At 67.4% G+C, this 23,755-nt stretch carries 6 protein-coding genes; all 6 read right to left on the reverse strand.

Features of this window, described 5'->3' with window-relative positions; translation table 11 throughout:
* Positions 1-20: 20 nt before the first annotated feature.
* The 6 genes from OZ403_RS18725 to OZ403_RS18750 all read right to left on the reverse strand — a co-directional run bounded on the left by OZ403_RS18725 (position 21) and on the right by OZ403_RS18750 (position 23,350).
* A complete protein-coding gene (locus tag OZ403_RS18725) occupies positions 21-689 on the reverse strand; it encodes a hypothetical protein (protein ID WP_268784743.1) in 669 nt (222 codons plus the stop codon).
* Positions 690-960: 271 nt separating this feature from the next.
* Complete coding sequence (locus OZ403_RS18730) at positions 961-1,353, reverse strand: helix-turn-helix domain-containing protein (RefSeq protein ID WP_268784744.1); 393 nt, start codon at positions 1,351-1,353, stop codon at positions 961-963.
* A gap of 108 nt (positions 1,354-1,461) precedes the next feature.
* Positions 1,462-1,764: a hypothetical protein gene (locus tag OZ403_RS18735; protein WP_268784745.1), complete on the reverse strand. Its 303-nt coding sequence runs from the start codon at positions 1,762-1,764 to the stop codon at positions 1,462-1,464.
* A 780-nt stretch (positions 1,765-2,544) separates the two neighbouring features.
* The gene (locus OZ403_RS18740; protein ID WP_268784746.1) at positions 2,545-4,677 is read right to left on the reverse strand and encodes an Ig-like domain-containing protein; all 2,133 of its coding nucleotides are present in this window, start codon (positions 4,675-4,677) and stop codon (positions 2,545-2,547) included.
* 302 nt (positions 4,678-4,979) lie between these two features.
* Positions 4,980-18,683, reverse strand: coding sequence for a non-ribosomal peptide synthetase (locus OZ403_RS18745; RefSeq protein WP_268784747.1), 13,704 nt, complete (start codon positions 18,681-18,683; stop codon positions 4,980-4,982).
* 59 nt (positions 18,684-18,742) lie between these two features.
* Positions 18,743-23,350, reverse strand: a complete 4,608-nt coding sequence (locus OZ403_RS18750) for a type I polyketide synthase (protein ID WP_268784748.1) — start codon at positions 23,348-23,350, stop codon at positions 18,743-18,745.
* Between the last annotated feature and the right edge of the window lie 405 nt (positions 23,351-23,755).

Here is a 23,755-nt window from a genome sequence, read left to right on the forward strand (position 1 = left end):
AAAATTGATGTTCGTGAGGGTCAGCCGACCCAGTTCCTGAGGGGCAAGAATGCGTCGTTCCAGAAGCGAATGGGCGTCCACTCGCTGTGCACGTCCAGACCTGGAGAGGGGCCAACGAGCACGGGCACGTAGACGATGACGTTGACCCAGTACCAGGGCTCCTGGGTGGCGTGAGTTAAGCGGTCCGCGAGCGCTTGCAAACTGCGGACGGCCTCCAAACCCGAGAGCATCTTCTCCCGAGGCGACGCCTCGAAGCAGTCGAGGTCTGATGTCCCGCCAGGAACGTACCGGAAGGAGAATGAGGTGCTGGCGCTACGTGGTGCTCCGGCCTCGAAGGGAGTGGGGCCCGCATCCACTTCGAGCTCTACGGGAGCACGGGCGGCAAGAAGCTTGAGCGCACGGGCAAGCCGGTCCGTGCGAAGGTCATTGAGGAAGCTGTGCCAGCGCCACTGAGGTGTCAGGGCGTAATGCTTGCGGTTCGCCGCGCCGTGAAGAGCTGCGAGCTCGAGGCCCAGTCCCTTCTCAATGTGGACGCCTAGCCGCAACCGTCCGGAGCGCTTGTCCACGAAGTACTTACCCAGGTGGTACGCGGGCCAGTTCGCCCTGCCCTTGGGCACTTTGGGGAAAAGCCACCAGATGCTGCGCTCCGGATCATGCTGGTTGTACGGGATGCACGCCAGCTCGCCCATTTGGTCTCGGAATTCTCGGAGTGCCGTCACTGCGGTCACGGCGTCTCCGGGTACCGCCAATCGCGTCCATCCCTGCACGTGCAGCCCCCATGCGTCAGCCACCCGCCTACAGCTCGGGTCGTGGCATCCGCGACGATACCGAATGCGACGTCGCTCAAGATAGAGGGGCTGACAGCTCCCGAAGTGCGATCTCCAGTGCGGATCCTGGAAGGCTAGAGGGAGGGAAGGGGGGGATGGGACAGGTCCAAAGTGGCAGGACCGCAGGGGCTGTTTACGGCACTTCTTTTGGGTGCTCGCGCAGGAACTGTTCCAGGGCTTCAGCCTTGACTCGAACCGCGTTGGAGATTCGGATGTGGGGCAATGTGCCTCGTTCGCATAGCCGGTACACAGTGACCCGGCACACCTTCAGCGGCTCCGCGACCTCCCGGACGGTCAGCAGCCGGCCGGAACCCGAGGCTACTGGCGCCACAGGGGCGGGGCCCAGCAGCAAACTAGCAGCAAGAATCTTGGTGTCCTGGGGTACTGGATGGGACGGCTGGGTAACCCTTTCCGAAGAAACCAGAGTATTTGCGATGGGTTGTGAAGGGTTGGTAACCGCTGGACGGCTCCCCGGGTTCCTTGAGGTGCAAGTGGTCGCAGGTTCAAATCCTGTCGCCCCGACCATCGAAGGCCCTGGAGTTCTTGGCGAAAGCTGAGGATTCCAGGGCCTTCACCCTTTGGGCTCCGGGACTCCAACCGTTGCTTCCCACGGCTCGGAGTGAGAGCTCCCATCCTATTGAGCTGGCGCGTTGTAGAGCAGCAGGCCGGTGTCGCATTCGTCCTCGGGCCGGAAGGGCAGGGCGTACAGCTCGCGGCCATGGCTGCCGTCATCGGCGGTGAAGAAGATGTCCCAGCCGGACTGGACGAAGCCCCGTGGTGACGAGGAGAGGGGGCCCGGAGCGATGTCCCGCAGCGGCACGGTGCCCTCAGGTGTGCCGTCACTGACCCACGGCTCGCAGCCCCGCCCCCGCGTCTCCGCGCTGAAGAAGAGGTAGCCGCCAGCCACGGCCAGTGCCTCCAGGGCGGAGCTGAGCACTCCGGGAGCCAGGTCCTTGAAAAGAGGACGGTGCCCGCCGCCATGCCGTCGCTCACCCACAGCTCGCGACCGTACGTGGCGTCCTCGGCGGTGAAGAAGAGGCGTCTTCGGAAGGCCGTCACCTCCCGAGGGGGCGAACCGACGTCCCGAACGAGCACCGTTCCCGCCACCGATCCATCGCTCCTCAGCAACTTGGTCCTCGTCCGGTAGCGGAAGAAGACGCCGCGGCCCACCGCTGTCAGCTTCGCGAGGTCCCGGGGAGCGGTCTCCAGGAGGGTGCGGGTGCCCGCGAGCGTCCTGTCCGTCCTGCGCAGCGACTCGTCGCCCTCGTCACCGCCGATATAGAAGAGCAGGCGGTCCCCCGCGGGCGTCAGCTCGCGGATGTCGTCGGGGCCGTCGTCCAGGGAGAAGGTGCCGCCCGGCGTGCCGTCGCTCCGCCACAGGCCGATGAAGTCGCTGACATCCTCGTCGGCGGTGAAGAAGAACAGGTCGTTCCTGAGGGCGGTCAGGTTGCGCGGGGTGGTGCTGACCGGCCGGCCCAGCGAGTCCGTGCGCGGGGTGAGGTCCACCAGCAGCGAGGTGCCGCCCCGGTGGAGATTCAATCTGGAGGGTGCGCCGTCCGCGGCCAGCTGCTGAGGGGGCGCAGCGGCGGGGGCGCGGGAAGACGCTCGGGCCACCTCCGCGGGCACCGCGCCGGCATCCCCACGGCTCGCCGCCGAGCGGCGCGAGCTGGCCCGGACGCTCGACGTCATCAAGAAGCAGAGGAGGCCCGTCTCCTGGCTAGCGCTCCGTGTCGAGCCGAACGTCGTCGAGTGTGACGTCCCGCGGGGCCACCGTGCTGCCGAGCCGGACCTGGTCCACCCGGGGCTCCGACATGCGCACCCAGCTGGACGCGAAGGGACACTCGAACTCCACGCCTGGTCCCCGGAGGTAGAGGTCCAGAATGGCGTAGCGCCCCCCGCCATCCCGCTGCCGCAGCGCGACGCTGTACACCTCACCCACCGTCATGAAGTTGGTCCGTGTGCCCACCGGCGTGTCCTCGTTCATCAACTGCAGCGAGAGGTTGGGGCGCAGCAGGACATGGGGCAGCACCTCGCCGTCATCCAGGTAGGCCAGCAGGTCCGCGTCCACCGTGGGCGTGCTGTCCATGCGCAGCAGGAAGGAGGTGTAGATGTCGTCCGTGCTCCGGAAGGACTCAGCCAGGAACGCGGGCGCGGTGCCCGGCAGCTTCACGGAGTAGCTCCCGCGCAGCGCCGCGGCCCCCGACACGAGCGTCACGGGGCCCGCCACCCGGTCCACGCCGGCCAGGGTGCCGCTCTCGAAGTCGAAGAAGCGGTGGTCCACGCGGGACGGTGGGCCCACCTCGGTGGTGAAGGTCCACCGCTGGAAGCCGAGGGAGCGGCGGTCGGGACCGGTGATGTCCTTGGAGAGTATTACTGCGTACTCGGTGTCATGGCGCAGGGGCTCACGCGGGCGGAGCACCGCGACGCGGCTGGCCCCGTCGTAGGAGACCTCCGCCGCCACGAGGCTGGAGCCGCGCTTGAGGAGGAAGGACGTGTCGTCCACGCCGCGCATGGGCGCGGTGAAGTAGACCCGCACGTTCGCGTCCACGGAGACGACAGGGGCGTCCGGCATCGGCGTGCGCGTGGCGATGAGCGCGGGCGGAAGCTCCACGTCCCACGAGGTCAGGCTCCGGTGGCGGGCTACCCGGTACCGCAGCAGCGCCTCGAGGAAGTAGTAGTCCGCGTAGACCAGCCCGATGTCGGACCGGCCACGAGGCTTGTAGGCCGTGCCGTGCAGGAGGATGGACTGGAAGGGCGTTCCCTCTGACAGGTACGCGGGCGAGGACAGCGCCAGCAGGATGTCGCGCGCGGCCTTGAGGTAGGCGTCCGCGCGCCGGGACTCGGATTCCAACTGGCTCAGCTCGATGAGCGCGGACGCGGCGGCGGCGGAGACGTCACGCGGCGCGGTGGGGATGTCCGGCGGGAAGAAGTCCCAATAGGCCACCAGGTCCCCGGGCACATGCGAGAGGTAGAAGTCGGCCGCCTTTCGAGCCCCTTGGAGGAAGCGCCGGTCCCGCGTCTCGCGGTACGCCACCGTGTAACCGTAGATGGCCCAGGCCTGCCCGCGGGACCAGACCGTCTCGTACCGACAGCCCTGCTCCTTGCCCTGCTCCTTCAGCGCGCCCGTGAGTGGGTCGAACCGGGCCACCTGAAAGGTGCTGCCATCAGAGCGGGAGTGGCTCTCCAGCGTGTTGAGGGCGTGGCGCGTGGCCATCTCCCGCAGCGCGGGCGAGCCGCCGTTGCGCGAGGCCCAGAACAGCAGCTCCAGGTTCATCATCGTGTCGATGATGAGGTCCAGGTCCCGCAGGTCGGTGATGTCCCCGCGCGAGCGCACATAACCCAACGGCGCGTAGTAGCGCTGGGAGAGGGAGTTGGCCGCGGTCAGCAGCAGCGCGCGGTAGGACGGGTCGCCCGTGAGCCGGTAGCCGTTGCCGAAGCTGCTGTAGAGGACGAAGCCCAGGTCATGGTCGTCCGTGCGCGTCGCTTGGCCCCGTAGGGGTGCCTGCCACCGCTCGGCCTGGGTGTGCCAGTACGCGTCCCCCGTGTACTCGTACATGTACCAGAGGCTCCCAGCCAGGAAGCCGCTGGTGAAGGAAGTGGCATCCGAGACGACCCACGTGCCGTCCGCCCGCGTCTCCTGCGGAAAGGCGCCGGGGGGCAGAGACTCGGCCGTGGTGCGAAGGCGTGACGCCGCGAAGGCGAACGTCGCCGGAAGGCGGGCCTCCAGCGGATCCGGGCTCGGGGCCGCGTCGAGGGATTGGGCGTTCGCGGTGTTTGCGCAGCCCAGCACCACTGCGCAGAGAATGACTCGCAACCGTGAGCGCTCACGCCGAGCTTCCAACAATGACATGGGATTCCCCTGGGGCTGCCCGGAAAGCCAGGCGGGGAGGCAGTTGAGCACCTGGCCGCCAGTTCGGCAGCAGGCTGGCAGGCGCGAGGGGCTGTCACGCGCGCGACAGGGGGCTGCCTCCGGGGCCAGGGGCGCCAGGCCCCTTGTGCGACGCGGCATTCTCCATCGCCACGGCCCCCGTCACCGGCACGGTCATCCCCGAGGGCGCCACCTGGAAGTAGGTATCCCATGTTGACGGTTCGACATGTGGCGGCCCGGGTGGGTGGGTGGTTTATCGAAGTCGAAACACCGCCTGCTAAAGGCTACTGGGATACTGACTCGGACGTATCGGCGCGTGTCAGAAGCTCGGTCACGACGCTTGCGAGCGCATCGACCCCGGGGGCTCGCAGGACGCTGTAGTGATCTCCCTGAACGACATGCACCGCCAGTTGAGCTGCATGGCGGCTCCATCCGCGGTCTTCCGTCTCGGAAGGCTCCAGCTCGGTGTCGCTGCCGCATAGGACTGTGAGGGGGCCTGGGAATGTGCCCGGCGTGTGCTGTTGGAGCGCACGGACGTTGGCGGTAAAGACACGAAGCAGCGCGTGGAGTTGCTCCATGCCGGCGTCTGGGATGAAGACACCCGCTTCGCGGCCCTCCTGGAGCACGCGTTCCAGCAGTGCCTGCGGGTTACTCATCGCCCCCTCCAGGGTCGTTGATGAAGCGATTCCTGACATGCGCGCCAGGTCCCGCGCGAACATCGTCGCAGCGGCCATGTCGTCGTCGGTCGTGACACCTTGGGCCCGCGAGGTGGAACTGGGCTCAATCAGGGCAAGGACCTCCACCGCCTCACCACTCTGCTGGAGCAGGCGCGCCATCTCGAAGGCGATGACGGCTCCGAGTGACCATCCTCCCAATCGGTACGGGCCCTGGGGTTGTTGGGTGCGGATGGCATCCACGTAGCTGGCCGCCATGGAATCGATGGACTCGTTCGGCGGCAGCGTCCCCTCCAGCCCCTGGGCTTGCAAGCCGTAGAAGGGCTGATCAGGGCCGAGCCTCCGCGCCAGCTCGGTGTAGCAGAACACCGTGCCTCCCACCGGGTGGACGCAGAAGAAGGGCACTCGCGAGCCACTTCGTTGAATGGGAACGAGCGGCGTCCAAGGCGCGGGTTCGCGCCGCAGGAAGGCGGCCATCCCCTCGACAGTGGGGGCCTGAAAGAGCGCCGTGACTGGCAGCGTACGGCCCGTGCGCGCTAGCAACATGGACAGCAGCCGCATCGCGAGCAGGGAGTGACCGCCCAACTCGAAAAAGTCACTCTTCGCGCTGATTGGCGAGACACCGAGCAGTTCCTCGAAGAGACGCGCCAAATCAAGCTCGTATGCGTCGCGCGGCGGGACGTAGACCTCGTGCCGCGTAGACGTTTCCTCGGGTAGCGGTAGCGCCCTGCGATCCACCTTGCCGCTGGTGTTGAGGGGTAGGGCTTCCAGGGTGACAAAGGCCGAGGGCATCATGTGCTCGGGCAGCCGCTCCTTGAGGAACGGCCGGAACGTACAGGAGTCGACGGGGGCGGCGGGCTCCGCGACCACGTATGCCACCAGGCGCTGGATGCCTGGCACGTCCTCGCGCGCCAGGACCACGGTGTCGCGCACTGCGGGGTGTTGGCGCAGCGCGGATTCAATCTCTCCCAGTTCGATGCGGAAGCCGCGCACCTTCACCTGGAAGTCGATGCGGCCCAGAAACTCGAGCTCGCCCTGCGGCAACCAGCGCGCCCGGTCCCCGGTCCGGTAGATGCGGGCGCCCGGCCCCATGCTGAAGGGGTTGGGGATGAACCGTTCAGCGGTGAGCTCAGGACGATTCAGGTAGCCACGCGCCAGGCCCGCTCCACCAATATAGAGTTCGCCGGGCACACCCACGGGAGCCGGTTGCAAGTGTGCGTCCAGCACGTAGGTCCGTGCGTTCACCAGCGGGCCGCCCAGGGTTGGAGGCAGCGGAGCCTCGCGCACGGAACGAAGGGTCGAATCCACGGTGCATTCGGTGGGGCCGTAGACGTTGAAGCACTCGATGTGGGGATGGGCGGAGAGCCGAGCCCAGAGCGCCTCGTCCAGTGCCTCGCCCCCGGCCAACACTCGCAAGGGCCGGTGGGCCGCGAGGCCCTCGTCCAGCAGCAGGCGCAGCAGCGACGGGGCACAGTCCAGCACGTCCACGTCATGCTGCTCCAGCCACGCCAGCATGACGCGCGCATCCTCGCGAGCGGTCTGCGGCACCACGCACAGCGCATGGCCATCCACGAGTTGCACCAACTGCTGCACGGAGGCGTCGAAGGACAGTGACGCGTAGAGACTGACCCGTAGGGGCTTGTCCACACCTGCGTAGGCGGTGGTCGCCAGCGCCGCGCGCAGGTTCATCACCGAGGCGTGCTGCACCATGACGCCCTTGGGCATGCCGGTGCTGCCCGACGTGTAGATGACGTAGGCGAGGTGCTGGGGCCCGCTGAGCCGCGGTGGGTTGGACGCGTCGCGTGAACCGCCCACGAGCCCCGCGTCATCCATACAGAGGACCTCCACCTTGTGCCCGGCGAGCTTGTCCGCGACGCGCTGCTGTGTGAGCACGCAGCCGACATTCGAGTCGCTCACCATGTAGGCCAGACGCTGGGCGGGATATGCCGGATCCATGGGAACGTAGGCGCCGCCTGCCTTGAGGATGGCGAGGACGCCGACGACCATGTCGACCGAGCGCTCCATGCACAGGCCGACGCGAACCTCGGGCTTCACGCCTCGGGCACGCAGGGCCCAGGCGAGCTGGTTGGCTCGACGGTTGAGTTCGGCATAGGTGAGCGAGTGCTTGTCATCCAGTACGGCGAGGGCATCGGGAGAAAGGGCCGCGCGGTCCTCGAACCGATCATGCAAGCAGCCTTCCCAGGCGACCTCCCGGTGCGTGGCATTCCACGTCTCCAGCAGCGTGTTGCGTTCGGCCTCAGGCAGCAGCGCCGCCTGCTCATAGCGGCTGCTTGGGCCCGTGGCCACGGCCTCCAGCGCGCGCAGGTAGTACTGTCCCAACTCCCGCGTTCGCTCCGCTTCGTGCCGCGTGCCCGTCGTGGAGATGGAAATCGACAGCGACGAGGTGTCCGGGTCCTGGGTGAAGGTGACGCCCAGCGGCAGCTCCATCCAGGCGGCGCCCAGCATCTCATCCACGAAGCGCAGGCCCTTCTGCTGGGACAGCCCTCCCGCGACGTGGAAGTGGATGAAGTTGAAGAGCGTGTCGAACAGTGGCTGACCGCCGCGCTTCTGCTGAAGCCGCGCCATGGGGTAGCGGCGGTGCGGCATCAACTCCTGCTCATGCTTCGCGATCTGCTGAATGAGCTCCAGCCATGTGCCTCCAGGCAGCGTCACCGGGAAAGGCACGCTGTTGAGGAACAGGCCAATCATCCGCTCACCATCGACGACTTCCGGGCGACCATTGGTGACGATGCCGGTGACGACGGAGGTGCTGCCTTCGACGAAGCCCCGGACGCGCAGGTGCACGGCCAGCAGCACCGTCTTGAGGGACACGCCCGCCTCGTGAGCCACGCGTAGCAATGCTTGTTGCAGCGGACCAGGGATGCGCACGTCATGGGTGTGGAGCACGCGCTCATCGTCCCTGGCCCGGTTCGGACGGGGGCTTGGCGAGTCCATGGCTTCCATGCGCTTCAGCCAGAACCGCTCACTCTCCGCGGACTGCTGGGCCTCACGCTCCAACGCGATGAACTGGCGGTAGGTCGCAGCCAGGGGCTGTGCCGGGGGCGTGTTGGAGTCGTCCTGCAATTCGAGGTAGCGGCCCAAGAGCTCCGAGAACAGGGTCGCGGCGCTCCAGCCATCGAGGGTGGCGTGGTGGAAGACGATGGTCAGTTGAACGCTGCGGTCCGTGCGGCGATGCACGGCGACATGGAGCAAGGGCGCCTGGGGCCACTCGAAGGGCTTGATTCGCTCCGCTTCCACCCACTCCCGCAGGAACGCGTCCTGCTGAGAGGGTTCCAGATGCCGAAGGTCCTCGATGCGCAGAGGCGGCTTGACCTCACGGTGGACGAGTTGGAGGGGCTCCTCGTAGCCATCCAGATGGAAGGAGGTTCGCAGGATGGCGTGACGCGCAATCAGTTCCTGAAACGCCTGACGTAGCAGCGGCTCGTGTAGCTCCAGCTCCAGGTGGAAGCTGAACATGTCGTGGTAGATGCCGGCCGAGGCATCCAGCGCGCTCTCGAAGAGCATGCCCGACTGGAGCGCGGCCAGTGGGTAGGCATCCTCCACGTCTTCCGGCAGCCGCTTGCGGTCCGCTTCGGACACGAAGCCGAAGGGGGCCACGTCATGTGCGGCAGGGGCGGACCCTCCGGTGTGCTTCACCGCGCCGGAGAGCTGGCGGATGGTTGGGTGCTGCAGCAGCTCCATGATGGGTAGCTCCAGGTCCCGTTCGCGCAGCTTCGCGATGACCTGGATGCTGCGGATGGAGTCGCCGCCCAGCTCGAAGAAGCTGTCGTCGATGCCGACCTGGCGGAGGCCCAGGACCTCGGCCCAGATATCGGCGATGGCCTGCTCGGAGGCATCCCGTGGTGCCTCGAAGGAGGCGCCCATCAGGGCTCGGTCCGCGTCGGGGGCGGGCAGGGCCTTGCGGTCCACCTTCCCGGTTGCCGATAGCGGCAGGGACTCCATCGGGATGAAGATGGCGGGGGCCAGGTACTCGGGCAGCTTGCGCAGGACGTGATCGCGCAGGGCACGGGGCTCTACAGACTCCACGCCGTCTTCGCCCACGACGTAGGCCACGAGGCGCTTGTCGCCAGGAGAGTCCTCACGAGCAAGGACGACCGCCTCCTGGACACCTGGAGCCTGCTGGAGGACGGCCTCGATTTCGCCCAGTTCGATGCGGAAGCCGCGCACCTTCACCTGGAAGTCGGAGCGGCCGAGGAACTCCAGCGAGCCGTTGGGCTTCCAGCGGACGCGGTCGCCGGTGCGGTAGAGGCGATCGCCCGGGGCGGACGAGAAGGGGTGAGGGAGGAACTTCTCGGCCGTCAACTCTGGGCGGTTCAGGTAGCCCCAGGCGAGGCCGTCGCCACCGACGAAGAGTTCGCCAGGGACGCCGACAGAGACAGGCTCCATGCGCGAGTCGAGGACGTAGGCCGTGGAGTGCCCCAGAGGCCTGCCAATAGGGACGGAGGTGCCGAAGGCCTCACCCGCGCGGAGGGAGTGGGTGGAGGAGAAGGTGGTGTTCTCGGTGGGGCCGTAGCCGTTGACGAGGACTGCGCCGAGGGGGATGCGCTCCAGGTGCTGACGGACGCGAAGCGGCGGCAACACGTCACCGCCAGCGAGCACCTGCCGGACACCGGCCAAGGCGTTACCCTGGTGAAGCACCATCTGCTCGAAGAGGGCAGCGGTGAGCCAGAGGGTGGAGACGCGGTGGTGAGTCAGTAGCGCGGCGAGTTCGTCCAAAGAAGGCGTGTGAGGCGGAGCGAGGACGAGGCGTGCACCGTGAAGCAGGGCGCCCCAGAGCTCCAGGGTGGAAGCGTCGAAGGCGACGGGGGCGAGCTGGAGGAAGACTTCGTCGGGGCCGAAGTGGATGAAGGGGTTGGCGAGAACGAGGCGAGAGACGGCGCGGTGGGGGATGCAGACGCCCTTGGGCCTTCCGGTGCTGCCGGATGTGAACATGACGTAGGCGAGGTCATCACCGCCCACGGCCACTGAAGGAGGCGCGTCATGCGGCATGGCGGCGATGACGTCCGCGTCCGTGTCCACGCACACCATCAACCCGCCCGAGCTGGGCAGCTCATCGGCGAGCGACTCCTGCGTGACGAACACGCTGACGCCGGCCTCCTGAAGCAGCAAGGAGATGCGTTCAGCGGGGTAGTTGTGGTCGATGGGCACGTAGGCGCCGCCTACCTTGAGGATGGCAAGCAGGCCCACCACCATGTCCGGCGAACGTTCCAGGCACAGGCCCACGCGGGTGCCGCGGGAAACGCCATACGCGCGCAAGTGGTGCGCGAGCTGATTTGAGCGGCGGTCCAGCTCCGCGTAGGTGACGACGCTCTCACCGCTGATGAGCGCCATGGCGTCTGGCGTGCGAGCTGCCTGCTCGGAGAAGAGAACGTGAATCGGCGTATCGCGCGGGAACACGGCGGACGTCGCGTTCCAGTCGACCAGGAGTTGCTGACGCTCCTCGGTGCGCAGAAGGGGCAACTCGGCCAGACGCTGGTTCTCATCTGTGACGATGGCTTCCAGGAGCGTGCGGAAGTGCCCCATCATGCGCTCGGCGGTGGAGGCATCGAAGAGGTCGGTGTTGTAGTTCAGCGCGCCGGAGAGCCCTTCCGGGGTCTCTTCCAGCAAGAGACTCAAGTCGAATTTGACGGTCTCCAGCTCCGTCTCCAGCACACGCAACGATAGCCCCTGCAACTCCAGTCGCACGGGCGGAGTGTTCTGCAGGGTGAGGGTGACCTGGAAGAGCGGCGAGCGGCTCGGGTCCCTCGCGGGTTGCAGCACCTCGACCAGTTTTTCGAACGGCACGTCCTGGTGTTCCGACGCGCCAAGCGCCGCTGCCTTTGCCTGGGCCAACAGCTCACGGAAGGTGAGCTCCGGCGACATGCGGGCCCGGAAGACCAGCGTGTTGACGAAGAAGCCGATGAGCCCTTCCAGCTCCGGCCGGGTGCGGCCCGCGATGGGCGAACCGACGCAGATGTCCTGCTGACCAGAGTAGCGAGAGAGCAGCAACTGCCAGGTCGCCAGCAGGACCATGAAGGGCGTCGCCTCCTGACGACGTGCCAGTGCAGTCACAGCCTCGGAGAGCTTCGCGGGCATCTTCACCGGGAGGAGCGCTCCCCGGTACGTATGCACCGCCGGGCGCGGCCTGTCGGTAGGCAGCTCCAGGGCCGCGGGGGCTTCAGCGAGCTGTTCACGCCAGTAGTTCAGCCGTGACTCCAGCACCGGCCCCTGCATCCATTCTCGCTGCCAGAGGGCGTAGTCGGCGTACTGCACCGAAGGCGGGGGGCGCTGTGCCTCGCGGCCCTGGACGGCGGCTTCGTAGCTCTCCGCCACCTCCCGCACCAGCACGCCCACGGACCAGCCATCGGACACGATGTGGTGCATCGTGACGAACAGGACGTGCCTGTCCGAAGCCAGCCGGAGCAAGCGCGCCCGGAAGAGCGGGCCGCGCACCAGGTTGAACGGGAGATGGGCCTCCTCGTTCGCGAGCTGTCGGGCCCGGGCATCACGCTCACCTTCGGGCAGGGTGGAGATGTCCGTGATGGGCAACTCCAGCGTCTTGAGCGGATGGACGACCTGTACGGGCAAGTCCCCCTCGTTCCGGAACGTCGTGCGCAGCGCCTCGTGTCGCTGCACCACCCGCAACAGGGACTGTTCCATCGCGCGAATGTCGAGCGCTCCGTCGATGGCCACCGCCGCGGGGTTGTTGTACGTCGCGGTGTCGGGCGTCAGTTGCTCCATCACCCACAGCCGCTGCTGGACGAAGGACTGGGGCAGTGGACGATCGCGTGGCGCGGCACGGATGGGCGGCAGGGCACTCGCGGTGCCGCGAGCCCGCTCGGAATCCAAACGCGCGGCAAGCGCCGCCACCGTGCTCTGCTCGAAGAGCGCCCGCAGCGGCAGGTCTACGTCGAAGTCCTGCCGCAGCCGCGTCACCAACTGGGTGGCCAGGAGCGAGTGGCCCCCGAGTGCGAAGAAGTCATCCTCGGAGTTCACCGTCTCGACATGCAGCAGCGTGGCCCAGTGGGCGGCGACACGACGCTCCGTTTCCGTGCTGAGCGGGCGCGTGGCGGCGTGCCGAGGAACTTCCGGTGTCGGCAGTGCCTTGCGGTCCAGCTTGCCATTGGGGGTGAGTGGCAGGGCCTCCAATGTGACGAAGGCCGAGGGCACCATATGCTCGGGCAGCCGCTCCTTGAGGAACGCGCGGAACGTACCAGAGTCCACGACGGTGGTGGCCTCCGCCTCCCCGACCACGTACGCCACCAGGCGTTGCAGCCCTGGCGTGTCTTCGCGGACCAGGACCACGGTGTCGCGCACCGCGGGGTGTTGGCGCAGCGCGGACTCAATCTCTCCCAGTTCGATGCGGAAGCCGCGCACCTTCACCTGGAAGTCGATGCGGCCCAGGAACTCGAGTTCGCCCTGGGTCAACCAGCGAGCCCGGTCTCCCGTCCGATAGAGGCGGGCGCCGGGGGCCGTGCTGAAGGGATTGGGAATGAACCGGTCGGCGGTGAGCTCAGGGCGATTCAGGTAGCCACGCGCCAGGCCCGCTCCACCAATGTAGAGCTCGCCGGGCACTCCTACCGGTGCAGGCTGCAGGTACGCGTCCAGCACGTAGGTTTGAGCGTTCGCCAACGGACCGCCCAGCGAAGGAGGCAGGGCCGCTCCGCGCACGGGACGCAGCGTGGAGTCCACGGTGCACTCCGTAGGGCCGTAGACGTTGAAGCACTCGATGTGGGGATGGGCGGAGAGCCGGGCCCAGAGCGCCTCGTCTAGTGCTTCGCCGCCGGCCAATACGCGCAAGGGGCGGTGTGCGGCAAGGCCCTCGTCCAGAAGCAGCCGCAGCTGTGAGGGAGCGCAGTCCAGGACGTCCACGGAATGTCGCTCCAACCACGCCAGCATCAGGCGGGTGTCCTCGCGTGTCGTTTGTGACACCACGCACAGCGCATGTCCGTCCGCGAGCTGCACCAACTGCTGAACGGACGCATCAAAGGACAGCGACGCATTGAGGCTGACGCGGAGGGGCTTGTCCACACCTGCGTAGGCGGTGGCTGCCAGCGCCGCGCGCAGGTTCATCACCGAGGCGTGCTGCACCATGACGCCCTTGGGCATGCCGGTGCTACCCGACGTATAGATGACGTAGGCGAGGTGCTGGGGCCGGCTGAGTCGCGGCGGGTTGGACGCATCCCGTGAACCGATCACGAGCCCTGCGTCATCCACACAGAGGACCTCCACCATGTGCCCGGCGAGCTTGTCCGCGACTCGCTGCTGCGTGAGCACGCAGCCGACATTCGAGTCACTCACCATGTAGGCCAGGCGCTGGGCGGGATATGCCGGATCCATGGGGACGTAGGCGCCGCCTGCCTTGATGATGGCGAGGACGCCGACGACCATGCCGACCGAGCGCTCCATGCACAGGCCCACGCGGACCTCGGGCCCTACACCTCGGGCACGTAGGGCCCAGGCGAGCTGGTTGGCCCGACGGTTGAGTTCGGCATAGGTGAGTGAGTGCTCATCATCCAGCACGGCCAGCGCATCGGGAGAAAGGGCCGCACGGTCCTCGAACCGCTCGTGCAAGCATCCTTCCCAGGCGACCTCTCGGCGCGTGGCATTCCACGCCTCCAGCAGCGTGTCGCGGTCGGCCGGTGGGAGCAGCGCTGCCTGCTCGTAGCGGCCACCTGGTCCCGCGGCCACGGCTTCCAGTGCGCGCAGGTAGTACTGCCCCAACTCCCGCGTTCGCTCCGCTTCGTGCCGAGTGCCCGTGGTGGCGATGGAGACCGATAGCGACGAGGTGTCGGGATCCTGGGTGAAGGTGACGCCCAGCGGGAGTTCCATCCAGGCGGCGCCCAGCATCTCGTCCACGAAGCGCAGGCCCTTCTGTTGGGACAGCCCTCCCGCGACGTGGAAGTGGATGAAGTTGAAGAGCGTGTCGAACAGAGGCTGACCGCCGCGCTTCTGCTGCAGCCGCGCCATGGGGTAGCGGCGGTGCGGCATCAACTCCTGCTCATGCTTCGCGACCTGCTGAATGAACTCCAGCCATGTGCCTCCAGGCAGTGTCACCGGGAAAGGCACGCTGTTGAGGAACAGGCCAATCATCCGCTCACCATCGACGACTTCCGGACGGCCATTAGTGACGATGCCGGTGACGACGGACGTGTTTCCTTCGACGAAGCCCCGGACGCGCAGATGCACGGCCAGCAGCACCGTCTTGAGGGACACACCCGCCTCGTGAGCCACGCGTAGCAACGCCTGCTGGAGCGGCGCGGGGATGCGCACGTCGTGGGTGTGCAGGACGCGCTCGTCGTCCCGGGACCGGAGCGGGCGCGGACTTGCTGCGTCCACTCCATCCATGCGCCGCAGCCAGAACCGCTCGCTCTCATGGGAGTTCTGGGCTTCTCGCTCCAAGGCCACGAACTGCCGGTAGGTGGCGGCCGGGGACGGCGCGGCGGGGGCGTCAGTGCCCTCCAGCAATTCGAGGTAGCGGCCGAAGAGCTCCGAGAGAAGGGTCGCGGCGCTCCAGCCATCGAGGATGGCGTGGTGGAAGACGATGGTCAGCTGGACGGTGGTTTCCGACCGGCGATGCACGCAGAGCCGCATCAGCGGAGCCTGGTTCCAGGTGAACGGCTGAACGCGTTCCTTCTCCGCCCACGCCTGCAAGTAGGCCGTTTGCTGGGTCGCCTCCAGGTGCTGGAGGTCTTCGAACTTCAGCGGCGGTTCCACTTCACGGTGGACGAACTGGAGGGGCTCTTCGTGGCCGTCCAGGTGGAACGACGTGCGCAGGATGGCGTGACGTGCGAACAGCTCCCGGAAGGCTTGTTGCAGCAGCGGTTCGTTCAGCGCCATCTCCACATGGAAGCTGAACATGTCGTGGTAGATGCCGGCTGAGGCATCCAGCGCGCTCTCGAACAACATGCCTGACTGGAGTGCGGCCAGCGGGTAGGCGTCTTCCACGTCCTTGGGCAGCCGCTGACGGTCTGCTTCGGACACGAGGCTGAAGGGCGCGATCTGGCTCGCGGGGGCCACGCTCGTGGCTTTGATGACACCGGCGAGTTCGCGGATGGTCGGGTGCTGGAGCAACTCCAGCGTGGGCAGCTCCAGGCCTTGTTCCCGCAACTTCGCGATGACCTGGATGCTGCGGATGGAGTCGCCACCCAACTCGAAGAAGCTGTCGTCGATGCCGACCTGACGGAGGCCCAGGACCTCGGCCCAGATATCGGCAAGGGTCTGCTCGGAGGCGTTCCGCGGTGCTTCGAACGGGGTTCCTGTCCGATTCAGGTCCGCGTACGGGGCGGGCAGTGCCTTGCGGTCCACCTTTCCGTTGGGGGACAGCGGCAGGTCCTCCAGCGGCATGAACACCGCGGGCAGCATGTATTCGGGCAGCCGCGCCTTGAGGAATGTGCGGATGCCGCCCACGGCATTCGCGGCCTGTTCTTCTGACCGCGCTGCGGCGGTGGGCACGAAGTAAGCCACGAGGCGCTTGTCGCCAGGAGCGTCTTCACGAGCGAGGACGACGGCCTCCTGGACGCCCGGGGCCTGCTGGAGGACGGATTCGATTTCGCCCAGTTCGATGCGGAAGCCGCGCACCTTCACCTGGAAGTCGGAGCGGCCGAGGAACTCCAGCGAGCCGTCGGCCCTCCAGCGGGCGCGGTCGCCGGTGCGGTAGAGGCGAGCGCCCGGGGCGGAGAAGAAGGGGTGAGGGAGGAATTTCTCAGCCGTCAACTCCGGGCGGTTCAGGTAGCCCCATGCGAGGCCGTCGCCACCGACGAAGAGTTCGCCAGGGACGCCGACAGGGACGGGCTCCATGCGCGAGTCGAGGACGAAGGCGGAGGAGTGCCCTAGGGGCCTGCCAATGGGGACAGAGGTGCCGAAGGCCTCACCCGCGCGAAGGGAGTAGGTGGCGGAGAAGGTGGTGTTCTCGGTGGGGCCGTAGCCGTTGACGAGGACGGCGCCGAGGGGAATGCGCTCCAGGTGCTGACGGACGCGCAGAGGAGGCAACACGTCACCGCCGGCGAGCACCTGCCGGACACCGGCCAAGGCGTTGCCCTGGTGAAGCACCATCTGCTCGAAGAGAGCTGCAGTGAGCCAGAGGGTGGAGACGCGGTGGTGAGTCAGCAGTGCGGCGAGTTCGTCCAGAGAAGGCGTGTGAGGCGGAGCGAGGACGAGGCGAGCGCCGTGAAGCAGCGCACCCCAGAGCTCCAGAGTGGAAGCGTCGAAGGCGACGGGGGCCAGCTGGAGGAAGACTTCGTCAGGGCCGAAGTGGATGAAGGGATTGGCGAGGACGAGCCGGGCGACGGCGCGGTGAGGAATGCAGACGCCCTTGGGCCGGCCGGTGCTGCCGGAGGTGAACATGACGTAGGCGAGATCATCACCGCCCACGGCCACGGGCAGAGGCGCGTCATGCGGCAAGGCGGCGATGAGGCCCACATCTGTGTCCACACACACGTGCTTGCTGTTGGATGCAGGGAGTCCTTCCGCCAGTGGCTTCGTCGTGACGAGCACTCCGATGCCGGCCTCTTGAAACAGCAAGGAGATGCGCTCAGCAGGGTAGTGGTGGTCGACGGGAACGTAGGCGCCGCCTGCCTTGAGGATGGCGAGCAGTCCCACCACCATGTCTGGCGAGCGCTCGAGGCACAGGCCCACTCGGGTGCCTCGGGAAACACCGTACGTGCGCAGGTGATGCGCGAGTTGGTTCGCACGGCGCTCCAGCTCCGCATAGGTGACGATGCTCTCACCGCTGACGAGCGCCACGGCGTCTGGCGTGCGAGCAGCCTGCTCGGAGAAGAGCGAGTGAATCGGCGTCTCACGTGGAAACGCCGTGGACTTTGCGTTCCAGTCGACCAGGAGCTGTTGACGCTCCTCGGTGCGCAGCAGGGGCAGCTCGGAGAGTCGCTGGTCGGCGTTCTCCACCACGCTCTCCAGCAGGCGCACGTAGTGGCGCTCCATCCGTTCGACGGTCTTCGCGTCGAACAGGTCCGCGCAGTACTCGATGCGGCCGATGAACCGGTCGGGCCGGTCCTCGCGCAGCTCCATCAGCAGGTCGAACTGAGACGCGCCCAGATCCAACTCCACGTAGCGCGCGAGCAGGCCCGGAATCCGCAGGGCCGGCTGAGGCACGTTCTGGAGGACGAAGACGGCCTCGAAGAACGGATTGCGGCTGGGGGCGCGGGGCGGTTGCAGCTCCTCCACAAGCTTGTCGAAGGGCACGTCCTGGTGTGAGTAGGCATCCAGGCAGACCTGCCGCACCCGGTGCAGGAACGAGCGGAACGTCGGGTCCCCCGACGCATCCGCACGCATCACCAGCATGTTGACGAAGAAGCCGATGAGCGGTTCGAGCTCGGGCGCCCGGCGGTTGGCGACAGGCGAGCCCACCGCGAAGTCCTGCTGGCCGCTGTAGCGGTGCAGCAGCGTCTGGTAGGCAGCCATCAGCACCATGAAGAGCGTGGCGCCTTCCTTCTGCGCCAGCAGCTTGAGCTTCCGTGCCAGCTCTGGCTCGAGCCGGAAGTGGTGCCACCCGCCGCGATACGTCTTCAGCGCCGGTCGGGGATGGTCCGACGGCACGACCAGCGCGGGAGGCTGCGGCGTGAGCTGCCGTCGCCAGTAATCGAGCTGACCGGCCAGTTCCCGCGTTTCGAGCTGCTCGCGCTGCCACCGCGCGTAGTCTGGATATTGGAGTTCCAATTCCGGCAGGGGCGAAGGCAGGCCCTCTTCGAAGGCCTTGTAGAGCGCCATCAACTCCTGGAGGAACACGCCCAGGGACCACTGGTCTGTTACGGAGTGGTGCAGGGTCAACAGCACCAGTGTGTGCTGCGCATCGAGCCGCAGGATGCCGACTCGCAGCAGCGGTCCGGCGGAGAGGTCGAACTCGAAGTTGGCCTCCGCGATGATGCGGCGGCGTACCTCATCTCCCTGTGCCTCCAGGGACAGTGCGGACAGGTCCTCTTCCGGGAGGGTGAGCTCCAGCGAGGGGGCGACCACCTGCACCGGATCTCCGCCGTGGCTCCTCAGCGTCGTGCGCAGGGATTCGTGACGGCGCACCACCTCGTTCACACACCGCGTGAGCAGGGCCCGGTCCAGCCGCCCGAAGAACTCAACGCTCACGTGGACGTTGTAGGCAGCCATGCTGCTGGGATCCAACTCATGTAGGACCCACAGGCGTTGCTGAGGGAAGGATGCCGGAGCAGGCTCGTTGCTTTCGCGCCGGACCAGGACGGGCGCCGCAGCGTGAGGCTGCGCCGACTGCTGCTCCTGGAGGAGCAGGTCGAGAAGGGCGCGCTGCGAGGGAGAAAGCTGCTCGAGGGCCCGAGAGATGTCAGTCATCGAAGTCGATATCCAGAAAGTGGGGGATCGGGTGCTCCAGCGGGGGCTGGAGCTTCCGTTCACGCGGCCTTCACGCCGCGGCGTCGAAGCTCTTCGGCGAGCTCCTGCTCGGAGACGCGGGTGACCCGGTCGAGCAGATCGCGATAGAGGGATTCCTGTTGCCGCGCCTGGAGGTCGGCGATTGCCTTCGCCAGACCCGCCACGGTGGGCGACGTGAAGAGCAGTGCCAGACTCAGGTCCAGCTGCAACCGTGAGCGCAACCTCCCGACGACCTGTGTGGCGAGCAGCGAGTGCCCGCCCAGCTCGAAGAAGTGGTCATGCCGCGCTACCTGTTCAACGCCCAGGATCTCCTGCCACAGGCCCGCGATGACACGCTCCAGCTCATTGGCGGGAAGCTCTTCGTCTCCGGTGCGGACCTTTCGAGCGACCTTGGGCAGAGCACCCGCCCGCTGGAGCCACGCAGTCAGTCGCCGTGATACGTCACCCGTTGCCACCATCACCGGTCCATCCAAACCGCCGGTGACGACTCGCTGGAAGGCCTCGGTGGCTTCATCCTCGGTCATGGCATACGGCTCGAGGTCAGGAGCGCGCGCATCGCTGGCGCCGGCCGCTCGCGGCCACGGGTCCCAGGCCACGCTCATCCAAGGCGTTCCTGTGTCCCGGCTGCGGTGGGCCGCGAACGCATCCACGAAGAGGTTGGCCGCCGTCGAAGGCGTGTCGCCGAACGGCGACAGCACGGCCGCCGACGCGGAGAACAGCATCACGAAGTCCAGCGCCCGACCGCGCAGGACGTCCTCCAGCACGTACGTGCCGCGCACCTTGGCGCGGAAACGGGCCTCCGCGTCCGGGTTCGTCGCGGAGGGCGGGGTCTGTTCGGGCGGGGCCAGGGGAAGGTCCGCGCAGTGCAGCACCCCGTGGAGCGCGCCGAAGCGCTGGTCCACCTCGGCCAGGACTTCCTGCATCCAGTGCGGCTTGGAGACGTCGGCGCTCAGGACGAGCACCTCTGCACCGTGTGACTCCAATTCACGCACGCGCTGGATGAGCAGGCTGGCGTCGTCGTCCTCACCCTGTGTGGCAACCCAATCGTCCCAGAGACGCCGGGGCGGCAGCGGCGTGCGGCCCACCAGCGCCAGCCGCGCCTGCTTCGTGCGCGCCAGATGGCTGGCCAGCAGCAGGCCCACGCGGCCCAGGCCGCCGGTGATGAGGTACACGCCGCGCTCACGCAGAGGCCGCGCGGGGGCGGCCGTCTCTGTCAGCCGAACGGGAGACAGCTCCTGGACCCAGCGGCGTGAACCGCGCAAGGCCACCCGGACGTCTCGTGCCTCTGTGACGAGCTCGGCGACGAGCTGTTCGGCCAGCGCCGCAACGCCTTCGGAGCCAGGGAGGATCACATCGACGCCGCGCGCGGTGATGTGCATCTGTTGCTGCGACAGCACCTGGCAGGGGCCCAACAGGGGCGCCTTCTCCGGCAGCGCCTCCGCTCGGCCGTCCGGGTCGAACAGGTGGTTGGAGATGACCTCCACCCGGAGGGGGCGCGCATCCTTCAGGCCGGCAAGGGCTTGCCCCAGATGCGCCACGCTGTAGTAGCCCAACGCTTGCGCGGCCTGGAATCGCGTCAGCACGGACTCGCGCACGTCCTGCTGCGTGATGCTCCACAGGTGGACGAACACTTCGGGACGGGGTGTCAGATCCTCCAGGGCGCTCAGCAGCGCGACGTAGTCTCCAGGTGCTCCCGGCGCCACGGTGAAGCGCCGCTCGCCGTCACGGGAGAACGCGGCGCCCGCGTGCACGGAGACGACGTACTGTCTCGCCTCTTCCAACCGGGAGACGAGATGCGAGGCCAAAGGGCCTCCATCGGTGAACACCACCCAGCATCGAGGCTGGGCGAGCGCGGTGGGGGCGAGCGTGGCCGGAGGCGTGCGCCGCCACGAGGGCAGGTGGAACCAGTCCCCGATATCGGTCAGCTTGCTGCCGCTCGCGGTCTGCGAGGCCAGCAGCGCGGCGGACCGGTCCAGCGGCGCGACCCAGTACCGCTGGCCCTCAAAGGGATAGGTGGGAAGGGGGATTCGTCGGACCGTCTCCGTCCCGTGCAGACCGCTCCAGTCCACCTCCACTCCCGCGAGCCACAGCCGTCCCAGCGCGTTCAAGAAGACGGCCTCGTCCGGCTGGTCATCCTTGGGATGACGCGCGGAGGAGACGATGGTGCGCGCGCCGACGGGCTCGCCTTGGAGCCTCGCCACGGCGGTCAGCGACTGCGCGGGGCCCACCTCTAGCAAGACGCGCGTCGAGTCCTCCAGCAGCACCTGCATGCCGTCCCGGAAGCGTACCGAGTGGCGCAGGTGGTCCACCCAGTACCGAGGTTGCGTCACTTCGTCCCCCGTGACGGGCTGGCCGGTCCGGCTGGAGATGTAGGGCCGCTCGGGTGGACGGAGCGTCAGACGGGACACGCGCTCGTGGAAGCGCGGCAGGACGTGCTCCAGCATCCGCGAGTGCGCCGCCGCCTCCACGTGCAACTGGCGGTGCTCCACGCCTCGCGCCGTCAGCTCCGCCATCAGCCGCTTCACCGCCGCCCGCGGCCCGGAGACCACGCACTGCGCGGGTCCGTTCACCGCCGCGAGGTCCAGCTCCTGGCCCAGTAGTGGCACCACCTCCGCCTCGGGAAGGCTGATGCTCAGCATGGACCCGGCCGGCAGCTCATCCATGAGCTGGCCACGCAGCGCCACCAGGGCCGCCGCATCCTCCACCGACAGCACACCAGCGATGCACGCCGCGGCGTACTCGCCCAGGCTGTGGCCGAGCATCTGCTCCGGCTCCACGCCGCACGACATCCACAGCCGCGCCAGGGCGTACTCCGTCAGGAAGATAGCGGGCAGCGCGAGCGCGTTGCGGGAGAGCCCCGGCACCTCTTGGAGGGGCTCCTGGTAGAGCACCGTGCGCAGGTCCATGCCCAGGTGCGGGCGGAGGATACTGGCGACCTCGTCGGCGGCCTCGCAGAAGACGGGCTCCGTGCGGTACAGGCCCGCGCCCATGCCCAGGTGGTGGGTGCCACCCCCAGGGAAGAGGAACGCCACGGGGCGGCCTCGCGCCTCCTGCTTCAGTGTGACCAGCCGCTCTGGCTCCTCGCCGCGCAGCACGCGGATGGCGTGCTCCCGGTCCTTCACCACGGCGATGCGGCGGTGCTGGAAGGCCTGACGTCCCACTTGCAGCGTGAAGGCCACGTCCTTCATCGCCTGCTCCGGGTGCTGTTCCAGGTGAGTGGCCAGCGCCTCCGTCGCGGCATGCAGGGCGGTATCCGTCTTCGCCGACAACGGCAACACGTACCAGGGACGGGCGTCCGCGGTGGGAGCGACGGCTGGGGCCTCCTCCAGGATGACGTGTGCGTTGGTGCCACCAATACCGAAGGCGCTGACGCCGGCTCGGCGAGGGGAGGGGCCCTGCGCCCAGTCCCTCAGTGTGGCGTTGACGAAGAAGGGACTGGCGGCGAAGTCAATCTGCGGGTTAGGCGCCTGGAAGTGCAGCGTGGGCGGCAACTTCCGGTGCTTCAGCGCGAGCACCGTCTTGATGAGGCTGGCGATGCCGGACGCGGCATCCAGGTGGCCGATGTTGGGCTTCACCGAGCCGAGCGCGCAGAAGCCCGTGTCCTGCGTGCTCGTTCTGAAGGCGCGGGTGAGCGCGCGCACCTCGATGGGGTCTCCCAGTTGGGTGCCCGTGCCATGGGCCTCCACATAGGAGATGCTCCGCGCGTCCACCTCCGCGGTCAGCAATGCATTGCGGATGACGCGTGACTGGCCTTGGACGCTGGGTGCGTTGAAGCTGGCCTTCTGTGCGCCGTCGTTGTTGATGGCCGAGCCTCGGATGACGGCGTGGATGGTGTCTCCATCCTCCACTGCGTCCTCCAGTCGCTTGAGCACCACCAGACCCGCGCCGCTGCCGAAGAGGGTGCCCTGCGCCTGCGCATCAAAGGCGCGGCACCGTCCGTCTGGCGATGCAACACCACCAAATTGATACAGGTAGCCGGTGCGCTGAGGTGACTGGATGGCCACGCCGCCCGCCAGGGCCATGCGGCATTCTCCGGCCAGGAGCGCCTGGGCAGCCAGGTGCACCGCCACCAGCGAGGTGGAGCAGGCGGTGTGCAGCGAATAGGCCGGACCCTTCAGGTTGAGCCGGTGCGCCACCCGCGTGCTGAGGAAGGCCAGGTCATTGCCGAGGCCCACCTCGAACGCGCCGAGCATCCCCAGCGCGGCCGGGTTGGAGAAGAGATTGAAGACGTACGTATTGGTACGGGCTCCCGCGTAGACGCCGATGTGCTCCCGGTAGCGCTCGGGGTCGTAGCCCGCGTCTTCCAGTGCCGCCCAGGCACACTCCAGGAAGACACGCTGCTGCGGATCCATCACCTCGGCTTCCTTGGGGGTGATGCCGAAGAAGGCCGCGTCGAACAGGTCCGCGCCCTCGATGGGGGCCGCCGCGCGCACGTACTGCGGTGACTTGCGGAGTGCCGGGTCCTCCATGACTGAAGGCTCCAGCTCCGACTCCTGGAGGAAGGTGATGGACTCGACGCCATCCCGAAGGTTCCGCCAGTACGCCTCGGCGTTACAGGCCCCGGGAAAGCGGCACGCCATCCCGATGATTGCAATCTCCAGCCCGTTCCAGTGGGTGTCGCCAGCCATGATTTCTTGAGTCCCCAAGATGTTTTCGGGAGTCGGAGGTCCCGCACGCTCGCGCGCAGCGGTTCCATTCCGGGACGCGCCGGGGCCCTGGCGCGCGCGAAACAGCAAACAACGAAGCGGGCCCCCAGTGCTCCCAGTAAAGCAGCTTTCAAATTGAAAGTCGCTTCAGCCGGAAAAACTTATAAGGTGTGCCAGGAGGCTTTTCCACGTTAAATGGACTAGGCTGTTATCACAGGAATGCGGCTGTGGTTGCCACGGTAGTCAATGTCATACTGGACCAGGATGAATCACCTGGAGTGTAGTGGCCGTTCTCAGAGAGAGCGGGCGAGCAAGCGGCAGGCAGGTGCATGCGTCGGGCATCCGGTGGTTGGGATGCTGGCGTCCCCCTGACGCGAGTCCGTCCAG

The organism is Myxococcus sp. NMCA1, assembly GCF_026810205.1.
Taxonomy (GTDB): Bacteria; Myxococcota; Myxococcia; order Myxococcales; family Myxococcaceae; genus Myxococcus; species Myxococcus xanthus_A.